Annotated in this window: 20 protein-coding genes; 16 read left to right on the top strand and 4 right to left on the bottom strand. The window is 31.1% G+C overall.

Going from position 1 to position 15791, the window contains the following annotated elements; genetic code table 11:
- Position 1 precedes the first annotated feature (1 nt).
- The 7 genes from L8X40_RS03445 to purF all read left to right on the top strand — a co-directional run bounded on the left by L8X40_RS03445 (position 2) and on the right by purF (position 5509).
- The gene (locus L8X40_RS03445) at positions 2–1255 is read left to right on the top strand and encodes a homoserine dehydrogenase (RefSeq protein ID WP_214099994.1); all 1254 of its coding nucleotides are present in this window, start codon (positions 2–4) and stop codon (positions 1253–1255) included.
- Positions 1255–1593, top strand: a complete 339-nt coding sequence (locus L8X40_RS03440; RefSeq protein WP_087699740.1) for a YraN family protein — start codon at positions 1255–1257, stop codon at positions 1591–1593. The genes L8X40_RS03445 and L8X40_RS03440 overlap by 1 nt, the downstream gene beginning before the upstream one ends.
- A gap of 50 nt (positions 1594–1643) precedes the next feature.
- A complete protein-coding gene (gene trxA / locus L8X40_RS03435; RefSeq protein WP_039619298.1) occupies positions 1644–1958 on the top strand; it encodes a thioredoxin in 315 nt (104 codons plus the stop codon).
- A 117-nt stretch (positions 1959–2075) separates the two neighbouring features.
- Positions 2076–3014: a thioredoxin-disulfide reductase gene (trxB, locus tag L8X40_RS03430; RefSeq protein WP_214099993.1), complete on the top strand. Its 939-nt coding sequence runs from the start codon at positions 2076–2078 to the stop codon at positions 3012–3014.
- Between the two features lie 102 nt (positions 3015–3116).
- On the top strand, positions 3117–3368 hold the full coding sequence (locus L8X40_RS03425) for a PepSY-like domain-containing protein (RefSeq protein ID WP_391527392.1): 252 nt from the start codon (positions 3117–3119) through the stop codon (positions 3366–3368).
- Positions 3369–3439: 71 nt separating this feature from the next.
- Positions 3440–4168: a 4-hydroxy-tetrahydrodipicolinate reductase gene (gene dapB, locus L8X40_RS03420; RefSeq protein WP_047208648.1), complete on the top strand. Its 729-nt coding sequence runs from the start codon at positions 3440–3442 to the stop codon at positions 4166–4168.
- The gene (gene purF / locus L8X40_RS03415) at positions 4169–5509 is read left to right on the top strand and encodes an amidophosphoribosyltransferase (RefSeq protein WP_087699734.1); all 1341 of its coding nucleotides are present in this window, start codon (positions 4169–4171) and stop codon (positions 5507–5509) included.
- Positions 5510–5512: 3 nt separating this feature from the next.
- On the opposite strand, the gene L8X40_RS03410 is transcribed toward purF, so the two are convergent.
- Genes L8X40_RS03410 through ilvE form a run of 4 tightly spaced genes read right to left on the bottom strand, consistent with a single transcriptional unit; the run spans position 5513 to position 8589 of the window.
- Complete coding sequence (locus L8X40_RS03410) at positions 5513–6043, bottom strand: DUF2393 family protein (protein WP_087699732.1); 531 nt, start codon at positions 6041–6043, stop codon at positions 5513–5515.
- Positions 6044–6580, bottom strand: coding sequence for a DUF2393 family protein (locus L8X40_RS03405; protein ID WP_087699730.1), 537 nt, complete (start codon positions 6578–6580; stop codon positions 6044–6046). It lies immediately after the preceding gene.
- 11 nt (positions 6581–6591) lie between these two features.
- Positions 6592–7662, bottom strand: a complete 1071-nt coding sequence (locus tag L8X40_RS03400) for a prohibitin family protein (protein ID WP_087699728.1) — start codon at positions 7660–7662, stop codon at positions 6592–6594.
- A 12-nt stretch (positions 7663–7674) separates the two neighbouring features.
- Positions 7675–8589 (bottom strand): branched-chain-amino-acid transaminase, encoded by a 915-nt coding sequence (gene ilvE / locus L8X40_RS03395; RefSeq protein WP_012662102.1) that lies wholly within the window; start codon positions 8587–8589, stop codon positions 7675–7677.
- 97 nt (positions 8590–8686) lie between these two features.
- Between ilvE and L8X40_RS03390 the strand changes: the two genes are divergently transcribed.
- From L8X40_RS03390 to L8X40_RS03350, 9 genes are all read left to right on the top strand, one after another.
- A complete protein-coding gene (locus L8X40_RS03390; RefSeq protein WP_087699724.1) occupies positions 8687–8893 on the top strand; it encodes a tautomerase family protein in 207 nt (68 codons plus the stop codon).
- Entirely contained in the window at positions 8890–9351 is a 462-nt protein-coding gene (gene bcp, locus L8X40_RS03385) for a thioredoxin-dependent thiol peroxidase (RefSeq protein WP_039668862.1), read from the top strand. The genes L8X40_RS03390 and bcp overlap by 4 nt, the downstream gene beginning before the upstream one ends.
- Positions 9345–10418, top strand: a complete 1074-nt coding sequence (locus L8X40_RS03380; protein ID WP_263667304.1) for an epoxyqueuosine reductase QueH — start codon at positions 9345–9347, stop codon at positions 10416–10418. The genes bcp and L8X40_RS03380 overlap by 7 nt, the downstream gene beginning before the upstream one ends.
- A 68-nt stretch (positions 10419–10486) precedes the next feature.
- The gene (fabZ, locus tag L8X40_RS03375) at positions 10487–10927 is read left to right on the top strand and encodes a 3-hydroxyacyl-ACP dehydratase FabZ (protein WP_039619275.1); all 441 of its coding nucleotides are present in this window, start codon (positions 10487–10489) and stop codon (positions 10925–10927) included.
- Positions 10927–11718 carry an acyl-ACP--UDP-N-acetylglucosamine O-acyltransferase gene (gene lpxA / locus L8X40_RS03370; RefSeq protein WP_087685677.1) on the top strand — a complete coding sequence of 264 codons (792 nt, stop codon included), beginning with the start codon at positions 10927–10929 and terminating at the stop codon, positions 11716–11718. Before fabZ ends, lpxA begins: the two co-directional genes overlap by 1 nt.
- Entirely contained in the window at positions 11711–12940 is a 1230-nt protein-coding gene (gene clpX / locus L8X40_RS03365; protein WP_039619273.1) for an ATP-dependent Clp protease ATP-binding subunit ClpX, read from the top strand. The genes lpxA and clpX overlap by 8 nt, the downstream gene beginning before the upstream one ends.
- A 2-nt stretch (positions 12941–12942) precedes the next feature.
- The gene (locus L8X40_RS03360; protein ID WP_012662095.1) at positions 12943–13980 is read left to right on the top strand and encodes a rod shape-determining protein; all 1038 of its coding nucleotides are present in this window, start codon (positions 12943–12945) and stop codon (positions 13978–13980) included.
- Positions 13970–14710, top strand: a complete 741-nt coding sequence (gene mreC / locus L8X40_RS03355) for a rod shape-determining protein MreC (RefSeq protein ID WP_087699719.1) — start codon at positions 13970–13972, stop codon at positions 14708–14710. The genes L8X40_RS03360 and mreC overlap by 11 nt, the downstream gene beginning before the upstream one ends.
- Positions 14711–14799: 89 nt before the next feature.
- Entirely contained in the window at positions 14800–15771 is a 972-nt protein-coding gene (locus tag L8X40_RS03350) for a catalase (protein WP_087699717.1), read from the top strand.
- The last annotated feature ends 20 nt before the right edge of the window (positions 15772–15791 follow it).

The following is a 15791-nucleotide window of genomic DNA, read 5'->3' as shown; positions in this document are numbered from 1 at the left end:
AATGAAAATAGCAATTTTAGGCTATGGCACGGTAGGAAGTGCTGTTGTAGAAACTTTGTTAAAAAATCAAGATTTAATCAAAGCAAGATGTGATGAAGAAATTATTCCAGTGATTGCTTTGGCAAGAAATCCAAAGCCAAATGCATTGATTCCTGTAGTAAATGATATTGATGAGGTTTTAGAGCGTGAAGATATTGATGTGTTTGTGGAGTTAATGGGCGGTATTGATTTACCTTTTGAGATAATTTCAAAGATTTTAAAAAGAAAAAAATCAGTAGTAACCGCTAATAAAGCTTTGCTTGCTTATCATCGCTATGAGCTTGAAAAATTAGCACAAGATACAGCTTTTGGTTATGAGGCAAGTGTGGCAGGTGGAATTCCTATTATTAAAATTTTAAAAGAGGGTTTGAGTGCTAATAATATTGTTTCTATTAAAGGTATTTTAAATGGTACAAGCAATTATATTTTAAGTAAAATGACTGAGGATAATGCTAAATTTCAAGAAGTATTAAAAAAAGCACAAGATTTAGGATATGCTGAAACTGATCCAACTTTTGATATAGAAGGTTTTGATGCTGCGCATAAACTTTTGATTTTAGCAAATATTGCTTATGGACTAAGAGTAAAACCTGAAGATATCTTGATTGAAGGTATTAGTAAGGTAAGTGATGAAGATATTTATTTTGCAAAAGAATTTGAATACACCATAAAGCATTTGGGTATTGCTAAAATAAAAGATGAAAAAATAGAGCTAAGGGTTCATCCTGCTATGTTAAATAAAGACAAAATGTTAGCAAAAGTTGATGGAGTGATGAATGCTATTAGTGTTGATGGAGATATTTTGGGTGAAAGTTTATATTATGGCCCAGGAGCAGGTGGCAAGGCAACTGCAAGTGCTGTGATAGCAGATTTAATCGATATAGCAAGAAAAGAAAAAAACAGTGCTATTTTTGGATATTTAAATGATACCTCTTATAAAGTTTTAAACAAAGATGAAATTTATACAAGATATTATTTAAGATTAAAAGTATTAGACAAAATAGGGGTTTTATCAAAAATTACACAATTAATGAGTGAACATCAAATTTCAATTGATACATTTTTACAAAAACCTAAAAAAGAAAAGCAAGATTGTAGTACTTTATTTTTCATTACTCATCAAACATATGAAAAAAATATACAAATTTTAACTCAAAAGCTTAGAGAACAAGAATTTGTAAAAGATGATGTTTTTATGATGAGAATAGAAGATTAATGGCGCTTATGCAGTATCTTTTTGGTAAAAAAGGAGAGGATTTAGCGTGTGAGTATTTAAAAACTCAAGGTTTTGAAATTTTAAAAAGAAATTTTCATTCTAAATTCGGAGAAATCGATATCATTGCTAAAAAAGATAAAATTTTACATTTTGTTGAAGTTAAAAGCACACAAGGTGATTATGAAGTAGAATATAGATTAGATAATAAAAAATATAATAAAATTGTTAAGACTATAGAATATTACTTTATGAAACACAAAAGTGATGAGAATTATCAAATAGATTTGCTTTGTGTATATAAAGATGATATAAAACTTTTAGAGAACATCGGTTATTAAGAGAATATTTATTCTAATTTAATAAAATGTGAAAAAATAAAGGAGAAAAAATGGGAAAATATATTGATTTAACTACAGAAAATTTTGCACAAGCAAAAGAAGGTGTAGCTTTAGTAGATTTTTGGGCTCCATGGTGTGGACCTTGTAGAATGCTTGCACCAGTAATTGATGAGCTTGCAAATGATTTTGATGGTAAGGCTAAAATTTGTAAAGTAAATACAGATGAGCAAGGCGATTTGGCTGCACAATTTGGTGTAAGATCTATCCCAACTATCATTTTCTTTAAAGATGGTGAAGTGGTTGATCAGCTAGTGGGCGCTCAATCAAAACAAGCTTTAGCAGACAAACTAAACTCACTTTTATAATCTTAAGCCACTTTTTGTGGCTTTTCTTCATATTTTTTACTATTTAATAATTTTTATTATTTATAATTAAAGAAAAATTTGTATAATACCTATAAATAAAACTACAAGGAAAATATTATGTTGGATTTAGCTATTATAGGTGGTGGACCTGCGGGTTTAAGTGCCGGTTTGTATGCTACAAGAGGTGGATTAAAAAATGTTGTCATGTTTGAAAAAGGTATGCCTGGCGGACAAATTACTTCAAGTTCAGAAATTGAAAATTACCCTGGCGTTGCTCAAGTTTTAGATGGAATTTCTTTTATGGCTCCTTGGAATGAGCAATGTATGCGTTTTGGTTTAAAACATGAAATGGTAGGTGTAGAACAAATTAGCAAAAATACTGATGGAAGTTTTAATATAAAATTAGAAGGTGGTAAAAATGAACAAGCAAAAGCTGTAATTGTATGCACAGGTTCTACACCGCGTCGTGCTGGTTTTAAGGGTGAGGATGAATTTTTTGGTAAAGGTGTAAGTACTTGTGCAACTTGTGATGGCTTTTTTTATAAAAACAAAGAAGTAGCTGTTTTGGGTGGTGGAGATACAGCCTTAGAAGAAGCATTGTATCTAGCTAATATTTGCTCAAAAGTATATTTAATCCACAGAAGAGATGAATTTAGAGCAGCACCTTCAACAGTTGAAAAAGTAAAGAATAATGAAAAAATAGAATTAATCACAAATGCAGTAGTTGATGAGGTTTGTGGCGATAATATGGGTGTTAATAAAATTAAAATAGCATTTAATGATGGCTCTAAAAGAGAACTTGATGTGCCTGGAATCTTTACCTTTGTTGGATTGAATGTAAGAAATGAAATTTTAAAACAAGATAATGGTGAGTTTTTATGTGCCATGGAAGAAGGCGGTCAAGTGAGTGTAGATCTTAAAATGCAAACTAATATTGCAGGATTATTTGCAGCAGGTGATTTAAGAAAAGATGCGCCAAAACAAGTAATATGCGCAGCAGGTGATGGAGCGGTTGCAGCGCTTAGCGCTTTAGCTTATATTGAAAGCTTACATTAATCTTCACTTAAATTTCACAAAAACTAATTAAGATTCTCCTATAAAAATTAAGGAGAATCTAAAATGAAAAAAATACTAATTCTAAGTACAACTTTAGTGCTAATGGCTAGTGCAAATATTACACAACAAAATGCTAACTTGTATCAACAAAATATGCCTCAGCATAATCCTTATGCGCAAAATTATTACGGACTTTCTAAACCTATTATGGATAAAATTCAAAGTTCCTTTCCTAGAGCTTTTATTGTAGATGTAGATTGGGAAGAGTTTGGATATGAAATTAAACTAAGTAATAATATGGAAATGTTTTTTGATAGAAATGGAAATTTTTTAGGTCAAAAATGGGATGATTAATTAAAAGAGTTATTTGCTTTTAAATAAATAAACGCTACAATTTTCCAAATTCTAAAAAGGCAGATTTTAAAATGATTAATATTGGAATTCATGGAAGTAACGGGCGTATGGGCACTCAAATAAGACTTTGCTTAGAAGATGATGAGCAGGCAAAGGCTAGTGCGTTTTTTGATCAAGGATCAAATTATGAAGATTTTTTTAATAAATGTGATGTGATTATTGATTTTTCTACTCCAAAGGGTTGTGAGGATTTGCTTTTATACGCAAGAAGTAATCCTAAGCCTTTGGTGATAGGCACTACAGGTTTAGATGCTAAGCAAAATGAATTGATGCAAAGTGCAAGTATTACTATGCCTATTCTTTATGCAACTAATATGTCTTTGGGTGTGGCGATTTTAAAAAAACTTTCTTATTTAGCTAGTGAGGCTTTGAGAGATTTTGATATAGAAATACTTGAAATGCACCATAATAAGAAAAAAGATGCTCCAAGTGGTACTGCGATGACTTTAGCACAAAGTGTTGCAAAGGCTAGAAATTTAGACTTAGAAAAAGTTAGAGTAAGCGGTAGAGATGGGATTATTGGGCAAAGAAGCAAAGATGAAATTGCAGTGATGAGTTTAAGAGGTGGCGATATAGTGGGTTCACATAGGGTTGGTTTTTACAATGAAGGTGAATTTATAGAGTTAAATCATACCGCAACATCACGAGCTACTTTTGCAAAAGGTGCAATAAAATGTGCAAAATGGCTAGTTTCTCAAGAAAATGGCTTATATGATATAGATGATTGTTTAGGAATTTAAATGTGTGCAGTAGTTGGAGTAATTAATTCAAAAAATGCAAGTACGGTGGCTTATTATGCTTTATTTGCAATGCAGCACCGCGGACAAGAAGCAAGCGGGATTAGTGTAAGTGATGGTTTAAATATCAAAACTCATAAAGCTAAAGGTGAGGTTGGACAAATTTTTAATACTCAAATTTTAGCAGGATTAAAAGGTGAGATAGCTATAGGACATAATCGTTATTCTACGGCAGGAAATTCTTCTTTGCATGATGCACAGCCTGTTGCGGCTACTTGTTCTTTGGGGGATATTTCTTTAGTACATAATGGAAATTTAATTAATAAAGAAGAAGTTAGAAAAGAGCTAATTGATAGTGGCGCTATTTTTCACTCAAATATGGACACAGAAAATGTGGTACATTTAATAGCAAAAAGCAAAAAAGAAACTTTAAAAGATAGATTTATAGAAAGCTTGACTCAAAGCAAGGGAGCATATTGCTTTATGCTTGCTAGTAAAAATCAACTTTTTGTAGTAAGAGATCCTTACGGGGTTAGACCTTTGTCTTTAGGCAGATTAAAAGATGGCGGGTATATTGTAGTGAGTGAAACTTGTGCTTTTGATTTGATAGAGGCTGAATTTATTCGTGATGTAAAGCCAGGTGAGATGCTAGTTTTTACTCAAGGTAGTGATGAGTTTGAAAGTATTCAAGTTTTTGATAAGACAGATCCAAGAATTTGCGCATTTGAATATATTTATTTTGCTAGACCCGATAGTATTATAGAAGGTAAAAGCGTATATGAAGTGCGTAAAAAAATGGGTGAAGCCCTAGCTAAAAAATTTAAAGAAAAAGTGGATTTTGTAGTGCCAGTTCCAGATAGTGGCGTGAGTGCTGCTATAGGTTTTGCGCAATATTTAAAAATCCCACTTGAAATGGCAATAGTGAGAAATCATTACGTAGGCAGAACCTTTATAGAGCCAACTCAAGAAATGAGAAATTTGAAAGTAAAACTAAAACTCAATCCTATGAAAAAAGTTTTAGAAGGCAAAGATATAGTGGTGATTGATGATAGTGTGGTAAGAGGAACAACTTCTAAAAAAATCATCGCACTTTTAAAACAGGCAGGTGCAAGAAAAATCCATTTGGCTATAGCATGCCCAGAAATCAAATTTCCTGATATTTACGGTATAGATACTCCTACTTTTGAAGAACTAATCTCGGCTAATAAGAGCGTTGAAGAGGTTAGAGAATATACAGGCGCAGATAGCTTGACTTTTTTAGATATTGATGAATTAGTTTCAAGTATAGGCGATGAAAGAAAATATTCTTTGATTAGTTTCGATGGGGATTATTTTATTAAATAACCCTCATCTGCATTTTAATTGTTTGAATATCTTGTAACTTTGAAAATGAGGTGGCAACCCCACTTCAAATGAAAAATCTTTATAGGTATGCCCTGGTAAGTTTTTTGCAATATTTATATTATATGACGCATCTCTTTGTTGTTGGTTTGCTCTTTTGATACTATCAAAATTTTGTTGATTAAAAATTTCGCCACTAACTTCATGTTTTTTATTATCATCAATTATTCTAAGCTCTAAAAAACACTCTGAAAGCTTAAAATTAGTGTCGTTGGTAATTCTACCTTTGACTATAATGCTTTCTGTTGCTAAGCGTCTGTAGGTTGAAAAATTACTCAAACTTGCCTTTTTAGTGTATTGATCTATGGTTAGCAGTAGTGAGATGGTTAAAATTAAAGCAAGTATAAAACTTACTACGCAAAAAATAATCATATATTTTTTATTTTGAACTTTTAAGTAAAGTAAAACCCAAGTCAAGCCTGTGGAAGCTAACATAATGAAAATGATTAGAATATGAAAAAAATTAAAATATCCCATTTAAAAACACTTAGAATAAATTTTAATGTCAAAATTTTGACCTTCCTTAAAATCGGAAAATTTGGTTTTAAAATTAATGGTTTGGTTAGGGTTTATTGTTTCTTCTATAATGGTAGATTTGCTTTTTAAAGGTTTTATATTGTGCAATAAATCTCTAAAACTATTATTTTCATCACTTTTTTTAAAGACTTCCACATTTAATTTGCAATATTTAAAACTTTTTTTAGAAGTGTTTGTTAAGCTGTAATCAACACTTAATGAGGTGTCATATACAAAGTATTGTACATGATCTAAATTAGTTATTCTAGATCTTACTTTGGTGTCAATTAAAAAATATCCCAAATATGCAATACTAATTGAACATAAAATTCCTAAAAAAATAACCATAAAAGCAAAAGCAGGTTTATTTCTAATAATTAAAGCAATAAATAAAGTGATAATAAAAAAAAATACAACCAAAGCTATTAGTAAAAAATCAATCAAGTGCAAATGGGTTGTATAAAAAACCATTTGCTCTCGAAAATACTGAACATTCATCAATTAATCTTTTAATTAGCTACCGAGCTCGTTCTTTTGTTATCTTTACTATCAACCCAAATATTTGGCACAGCTCCACCAGGTGTTAAGAAAATTTTAGCATCTTTGTTAACCTTAAGAGCCTCATTAAATTGCTTTTGAGTTTCGATTTGCTTTAAATCAAGTAAAGGATTGTTTAAACTTTTTGCTATTTCTCTGTTTGAATATGCTTGAGCATCAGCTTCAATTTTAACTGCACTCGCTCTACCTTTAGCACTAATAATGGTTGCATTTGCTTCCCCCTCAGCTAAAGCTGCTTTTTTAAGTGCTTCTTGGTTAGCTCTTTCAACCTCATATTTAGTTCTTTCAGCTTCTTGTTTGGCAATTTGCACTCTTTCGATTTGCTCTTTTACTTTTATAGGTAAGATAATTTCTCTAAGCTGTACTGCTTGGAGTTCAGCAGGCTCATTTGGTTGGCTTTCTATAGTTTTTCTAATGCCTTGATCAATTTGCACTGCTATGGTGTTACGATTTGTTGGAAGTTCTTCCGCAGTATATTGACCTACTACATTTCTTACTACATCTCTTACAACTGGATCAATGATTTTATTTTCCCAATTAAGCCCCCAAGTAGCTATGGTTTGAGGAACTTGCAAAGGATTTAATCTATATTGAACGGTTACATCAATAGATACAGGCAAACCTCTTGAATCAAGTACTGAAATACTATTTTTATTTACAACTCCTGAGCCTATTTGTAAATTTTCATTTACGCCTTCAATGGAAGCATAATTAATTTGTCTTACTCTAGTATCTACTATAGTGATTTTTTGCAATACTGGCATAAAAAAATGAAGTCCTGGCTCAAGCGGAGTAGGACTGTATTTACCCGTGGTAGACTTGATCCCCATTTCCCCTGAATTAACTATTGCAAAAGGTTTAAAAAGTGCAAAAACTAAAATAATCGCAATCGCACTATAAATTAATGGAGAAAATTTTCCAAAACCCTTGAAATTAAAATCAGGAGCTTTGAAATTTAAATTTTGCTTATTGTTGTTTTGATTGTTTTTTTTATTAAAATAATCATTCAAATCAGCTGGCATTTAGTTCCTTTATTAAATATAAGTTAGCATAGAAGCGTATTTTTCATTGCGTCCATAAACTATATCAAAATACGCATTTTGAAGCTTTGTTGTTAGCTCACCTCTTTTTCCATTTCCTATAATTCTTGCATCAATATTATTTATCGGAGTTATTTCTGCTGCAGTTCCTGTGAAAAATGCTTCATCGGCCACATAAACTTCATCTCTTGAAATTCTTTGGCGCACTACGCTTATGCCCAAATCATGTGCAATTTTTAAAACAGTATCTTGAGTGATACTTTTTAATGAAAAATCATTTGGCGGGGTGATTAATTTTCCATCTTTAACCATAAAAAAACACTCGCCTGTTCCTTCTGCTACAAAACCCTCTTCGTCAAGCATTAAAGCTTCTTCATATCCTGCTTCTATAGCTTCATATTTAGCCATTTGAGAATTCAAGTAATTTGCGCTTGCTTTGGCTTTACCTAAGCTAGATTTTACACTATTTCTAGCAAAAGAAGAAATTTTAACCTTAATACCTTTTTCCAAGCCTTCTTCGCCCAAATAAGCACCCCATTCCCAAGCAGCAATAGCCACTCTAACAGGAGCTTTAGCATGATAAACTCCCATTGTTCCATCACCTAAAAAGATCAATGGGCGCAAATAAGTGTTATTTTGAAAATCATTTGCTCTTAAAAGTTCAACTTGCGCATTTTCAAGTTCTTCTTGAGAAAAAGGTGAGTTGATTAAAGTGATTTTTGCAGACTCTAAAAGTCTTTTAGTATGTTCTTTTAATCTAAAAATTGCTAAACCATTTTGTGTTTTATAAGCTCTTGTTCCTTCAAAAACTGCATTTGCATAATGTAATGAATGTGTTAAAACATGAATTTTTGCATCATCAAAATCAATGATTTTTCCATCCATCCAAATTTTTTTTGCCCTAATCATAACCAAGCCTTTATTGAAAATAAAACTAATTTTATCAAAAATATACTAATAATTGCTAGAATATAGTAAAATTCTTTATTTAAAGCAAGGAAAAACAATGCCTATTATTAATATAAAACTTGCTAAACCAGAATTTAGCAAAGCGCAAAAAGAAGAGTTAATAGCAGATATTACAGAGCTTTTACATACAAAATATAATAAGCCAAAGCAAAATATAGTCATAATGCTAGAAGATATTGAGCCATATAATATTGCTTTTGGTGGTGAAAGTGTAGAAAAATTAAGAATGAAAGGTAAAAAATGAAAGAATTACAAATTGGTGATAAAGCCCCGGTTTTTGAACTTTTAAATCAAGATGGAGTTAAAATTTCTCTAAGTGATTTTTTGGGTAAAAAAATTATTTTGTATTTTTATCCAAAAGATAATACCCCAGGTTGTACTACACAAGCTTGTGAATTTAGTCAAAATTATGAAGATTTTTTAGGACAAAATGCTGTGATTATAGGTATTAGTCCAGATAGTGTGAAATCACATGAAAATTTCATAAAAAAATATGATTTAAAACACACTTTGTTAAGTGATAGTGAAAAAGAAATTTGCAAACTCTATGGTGCTTGGGGTTTAAAGAAAAATTATGGAAAAGAGTATGAAGGGCTTATAAGATCTACTTTTGTAATTGATGAGGAAGGAAATATCGCAAAAATTTATAAAAATGTAAAAGCTAAAGATCATGCTTTTAAGGTGTTAAAAGAATTATGCTAGTGCATATTTGTTGTAGCGTGGATAGTCATTATTTTATACAAGAATTAAGCAAAGCCTATCCTGGTGAGAAAATCATCGGGTATTTTTATGATCCAAACATCCATCCATATAGTGAGCATGAACTTAGATTTTTAGATGTTAAGCGTAGTTGTGATAAATTAGGCATTAAACTTTATAAGGGTGAATATGAGTATGAAAAATGGCTTGAGAGTGTAAAGGGCTATGAGGATGAGCCTGAAAAAGGCGCAAGATGTCAAATTTGTTTTGATTTTAGAATGCATAAAAGTGTTGAATTTGCCCAAAAAATAGGAGAAAAAAAACTTACAACAACTCTTTTAACATCTCCTAAAAAAGATTTAGAGCAATTAAAATTAGCTTTACAAAAAGAATGTGATAAATTTGGCATAGAGTTTTTAGCACCTGATTTTAGAAAAAATGGAGGCACACAAAGACAATTTGCCCTAGCAAAGCAAGATATGCTTTATCATCAAAATTATTGTGGTTGTATTTATGCGCTTTCTAAACAAAAAGGTCAAAAAGCCTTTATAGATGAGTTGATGAGTCCTATTAATAAACAAATATTGCCTTCAAGTATAGAAGAAAAAATAAAATTTTATAACCAAGTAAAAAGTTTAGAAAAAAAAGGCATTAAATTTGAAATTCAAAGAGAGAAATTTTTAAATTATCGTTTGTTAAGAGCTTTGATAAAACAAAACAAACAAGCCATAAAAACTCATGTTTTATTTTACTCACATTTTAAAAATTCTTATACCAAATTTAGTATTTTAGATGAGGGTTTAAAGTATTATAAAAGTGCAAAGGATGAGATTAATTTATGGAGTTTTGATTATTTTAATAGCTTATGTAAAATGCGATTTAAAAATTACGAAGATTTTTTACAAAATCCTTTAAAAATAGAGCAAGAAATCAAAATAAGGCAAAAGCATTTTGATGCTTATGATCTTTCACCGGTGATTATTGTTGAAAATATTATTAAAGGCGCTTATGAATTTATGGCAAAAAGTGAAATTTATTTTGATAGTAAAGAAAAGATTGTGAAGTTATAAAACTTAATTAATTTATTAATATTTTTTTTGTAAAATCTGAATTTTGAATATATTTTAAGGCTAAATTTATGATAGATGTAATGCAAATTCAAAAAATTTTACCACATAGGTATCCATTTTTACTTGTAGATAAAATCGTAGAATTAAAAAACAAAGAAGTTGTTAGAGGTTATAAAAATATTAGTATAAGCGATCATGTTTTTATGGGGCATTTTCCAGATCATCCAATTTATCCAGGTGTGTTAATTTTAGAAGGTATGGCGCAAACTGGAGGGGTTTTAGCGTTTGAAAGTATGGATGATAAAGTAGATCCAAGCACTAAAGTAGTATATTTTACAGGTATTGATAATGCTAAATTTAGAAATCCAGTGCGTCCAGGCGATAGACTTGATTATGAAATGAGTGTGGTGAAAAATCGCGGAAATATGTGGATTTTTCAAGGAAAAGCTTTTGTAGATGGACAATTAGTAGCAGAAGCTGAACTTAAAGCTATGATAGTAGATAAATGATGAGCAAAATTCATCCAAGTGCAGTTATAGAAGATGGAGCTATTATAGCAGATGATGTTGTAGTAGAGGCTTATGCTTATGTTGGTAAAAATGCCAATATAGGTGCAAATACTATCATCAAACAAGGTGCAAGAATTTTACCCAATGTAACTATAGGTGAGAATTCTAAAGTGTTTTCTTATGCCATAGTTGGAGATATCCCACAAGATATATCTTATAAAGATGAGATAAACTCAGGCGTTATCATAGGAAAAAACGCGGTTATTAGAGAATTTGTTACTATTAATTCAGGTACAGCTAAGGGCGATGGATTTACAAGAATAGGTGATAATGCTTTTATTATGGCTTATTCTCATATTGCACATGATTGTACTTTAGGAGATCATATCATCTTAGCAAACAATGCTACTTTAGCAGGTCATGTAGAACTTGGAGATTATACCGTAGTAGGTGGGCTTACTCCAATACATCAATTTGTAAAAGTAGGCGAGGGGTGTATGATAGCAGGTGCTAGTGCGCTTTCTCAAGATGTGGTGCCATTTTGTTTAGCTGAGGGAAATCGTGCAAGTATTAGAAGTTTAAATTTAGTAGGGATTAGAAGACGTTTTGACAAAGAAGAAGTAGATGTTTTAAGCAAGGCTTTTAAATTTTTATTCAGACAAGGAAATCTAAAAGATAATGCTTTAAATTTATTAGAAAGTACTTCTAGTGAAAATGTTAAAAAAATGTGTAATTTTATCTTAGAAACAAAAAGAGGAATTCCTATATATAAGGAAAAGAACCATGGTTAAAAGATGTAGTTTTTGCAATGAAATAGAAACAAGTGAAAGAAGAATTTTAGTAAATGATTATAATAATGCCTTTATATGTGAGTATTGTGCTGAAAGCGCTTGCAATATTTTCTTTGGAGAGGAAAAAGAGCTAAAAAATAAAGAAGTTGATAAAGAAAATTTTAAAGACATAACTCCTAAAGAATTAAAAGCATATTTAGATAAATATGTCATCGGACAAGATAGAGCTAAAAAAATCTTTAGTGTAGGGGTGTATAATCACTACAAAAGACTTTTTAGATCTGACTTAGAAGATGATGATACAGAATTAGCAAAATCAAATATTTTATTAGTAGGTCCAACAGGAAGTGGAAAAACTTTACTAGCGCAGACTTTAGCTAGATTTTTAGATGTGCCTATTGCAATTTGCGATGCGACTTCTTTAACTGAAGCAGGTTATGTAGGAGAAGATGTTGAAAATATTCTTACTCGTCTTTTGCAAGCTGCTGATGGAGATGTACAAAGAGCACAAAAAGGGATTATATTTATCGATGAGATAGATAAAATTGCAAGAATGGGTGAAAATCGCTCTATTACAAGAGATGTGAGTGGTGAGGGCGTGCAACAAGCTTTACTTAAAATCATTGAAGGATCTTTGGTAAATATCCCACCAAAAGGCGGTAGAAAACACCCAAATCAAGACTTTATACAAATAGATACGACTAATATTTTATTTGTGTGTGGTGGGGCTTTTGATGGTATTAGTGATATTATTAAAAGAAAACTAGGCGATAATGTCATGGGATTTTTTACTGATGATAAAAAAGATGAAAAAGAAGCCTTACTTCAAAGATTAGAGCCTGATGATTTGGTGCATTTTGGGCTTATTCCTGAGCTTATAGGAAGATTACATGTGCTTGCTTCTTTAGAAGAGCTTGATGAAGAAAGCATGGTGCGTATTTTAACTGAGCCAAAAAATGCCATTATTAAACAATATCAAAAACTTTTTGCTATTGATAATGTGGAATTAAAATTTGAAGATGAAGCACTAAGAGAGATTGCTAAGCTTTCATTAGAGCGTAAAACAGGGGCTAGGGGTTTAAGAAGTATTATTGAAGAGATGATGGTAGATTTGATGTTTGATTTGCCAGAGTATAATGGGTATAGTATAGTAATTACTAAAGAAGTGATCAAAGAAGGTGCAAAACCTTTATTTATAAAAAATAAAAAAGTTAAAGGCTGAGAATGATTTTAGATCAAATAATTGGATTTTTTTCAAGCGATATGGGGATTGACTTAGGTACTGCAAATACTTTAGTTTTGGTAAAAGATAAAGGTATAGTGATTGATGAGCCTTCAGTTGTTGCAGTAGAGCGTGAAAGATATGGTAGGGTTAAAATTTTAGCTGTTGGAAAAGAAGCTAAGGAAATGGTAGGAAAAACCCCAGGTAATATCGAAGCAATTCGCCCTATGAAAGATGGTGTGATTGCTGATTTTGATATGACCGAAAAAATGATCCGTTATTTTATAGAAAAAACTCATAGAAGAAAATCTTTTTTAAGACCTAGAATTATCATTTCAGTTCCTTATGGATTAACCCAAGTAGAAAGAAAAGCAGTTAGAGAAAGTGCTTTGAGTGCGGGTGCTAGAGAAGTATTTTTGATAGAAGAACCTATGGCAGCAGCTATTGGTGCAAATTTACCAATTAGAGAGCCTCAAGGGAGCTTGGTGGTAGATATTGGCGGTGGCACAACTGAAATTGGCGTTACTTCTTTAGGTGGACTTGTAATATCAAAATCAATTCGCACAGCTGGCGATAAGCTTGATACTAGCATAGTAAATTATGTAAAAGAAAAATACAACCTTGTCATAGGTGAAAGAACGGGCGAGGAGATTAAAATCGCAATAGGCTCAGCAGTTCAGCTCCCAAAAGAGCTTTCTATGGTGGTTAAAGGGCGTGATCAAGTAACAGGATTGTTAAATAGAATTGAACTAACAAGTGAAGATGTAAGAGAGGCTATGCGTGAGCATTTAAAAGAAATCGCTGATGCTTTAAAAATCGTTCTTGAAATGATGCCACCTGATCTTGCGGCAGATATTGTTGAAAATGGTGTTGTTTTAACAGGAGGTGGAGCTTTAATACGTGGGCTTGATAAATATTTATCTGAAATTGTAAAACTTCCAGTATATGTAGCTGATGAGCCACTTTTAGCAGTTGCAAAAGGTACGGGTAAAGCTTTAGAAGAAATTTCATTATTACACCAGCTAACGAATGAAGAGTAAAATTCTTAGCGTTTTAATATTATCTTTTTTAGTATTTATTTCGTTTTATTATGGAGATGTAATAAAACGAAATGTTTTAGATTTAAATATTGCTATTGTTAATCAATTTTCTCAAAGTATTGATCTTTTAAAAAATAAATTCAACGAACATTTTAATCAAGCTGAAGAAATTAGAACTTTAAGAGAAAGAAATGCCGAGCTTGAGAAAAACAATATCTACATGAAAAACTTTGCTAATGAGCTAAATAACATTTTAAGCGATAAAAACTCAAGTTTTTATTATCCTAGTGTGAGCATAGTTAAGGCAACTTCTTATGCTCAAATTAGTGATTATCATAAGGTTTGGCTTGATGTTGACTATAAAGGAAAAATCAAAGGTTTAATTTATAATGGCTATACAGCAGGTATAGTTATAGAAAAAAATGGCAGAGCTTTGGGCCTTTTGCAAGGTGATGAGGAATGTATTTTTTCTGTTTACATAGGTAAAGAGCAAGCACCAGGTATAGCTTATGGAAGAAATGATTATGTTTTAGTTAAATATATCCCTAAATGGCTTGAGCTTAAAATGGGTGATAAGGTTTATACAAGTGGCTTAGATGAGATTTTCTTTTCAGGAATTCCAGTGGGAGAAATTTTTAAAATAGAAGAAGAGGGTGCTTATCAAAATGCTTATGTTAAACCTTATGTTAAAATGAAAACACCAAGTTATTTTTATATGGTAGAAAATTAATAGTAAAAAATTATTTATTTTAATTGATATAAATTATTATTTATAATTAAATATTACAATAGCTTCTAAGTTTGAAACTAGGAGCTTTAATGAAAAAATATATTAGCAGTTGTTTGGCTATTTGCTGTTTAAGTGGTGCTATTTATGCAAATGAAGTAGAATATGATGCACAAAAAATAGCAGATATTTTTTATCAACTTAATGCAGATCCTAAAAATCCAAAATCAAAAGTTAATCATGCAAAGGGCTTTTGTGCTATGGGAACTTTTGAGCCAGATTTGTCTATCAATAAAGAAGTTGATGTACCTTTATTAACACACAAAAGCTTACCAATCCAAGTAAGATATTCTTTAGGCGGGGCTTTTAAAGATGATAAAAGCAAAACAAGAGGCATGGCTATTAGAATTACTGATCCTAAAGATTCTGCTTCTTGGACTATGGTTATGCTAAATACAGAAATAAATTTCGCAAAAAATCCTAAAGAATTCGGTCAGTTTTTTGAAATGAGACTTCCTGTAAATGGTAAAGTCGATCAAGAAAAAATAAGCAAAATGATACAAGAAGTTGATTCTTATAGAAATTTTGCTGCATATACTGATAAAATTGGTATTAGTAAAAGTGTAGCAAATACTCCATTTTTTAGTATTCATACTTTTTATTTTAAACAAGCAGATAGAGAAAACTATTTACCAGCAAGATGGAAATTAGTTCCAAGTGAAGGTGTGGCATATTTAAATGAAGCACAAATGAAAAGTGCAAGTAGTGATTTTTTAAAAGAAGATTTTCAAAATCGCATAAAGGCTAATAAACCGGTGGAATATAAAATGTATTTAGTATATGCAAATAAAAATGATATTACCAATGAAACAACGGCTTTATGGAGTGGTAAGCACAAAGAAAGTCTAGTTGGGACTTTTAAGGTTAATGCCTTGAGCGATGAAGATTGTAATTTTGATGTATATTTTCCTTCGGATGTACCTCAAGGAGTTAATCCACCACAAGATCCTTTATTTGATATAAGAAATGAAGCTTATGCTATAACTTTTGGTAAGCGTCAATAAATTTTTTTAGCTCTTTAAGA

The sequence above is a fragment of the Campylobacter sp. CNRCH_2013_0855 genome (assembly GCF_025773025.1).
GTDB lineage: Bacteria > Campylobacterota > Campylobacteria > Campylobacterales > Campylobacteraceae > Campylobacter_D > Campylobacter_D jejuni_C.
This window is presented reverse-complemented; position numbering and strand designations above follow the sequence as displayed.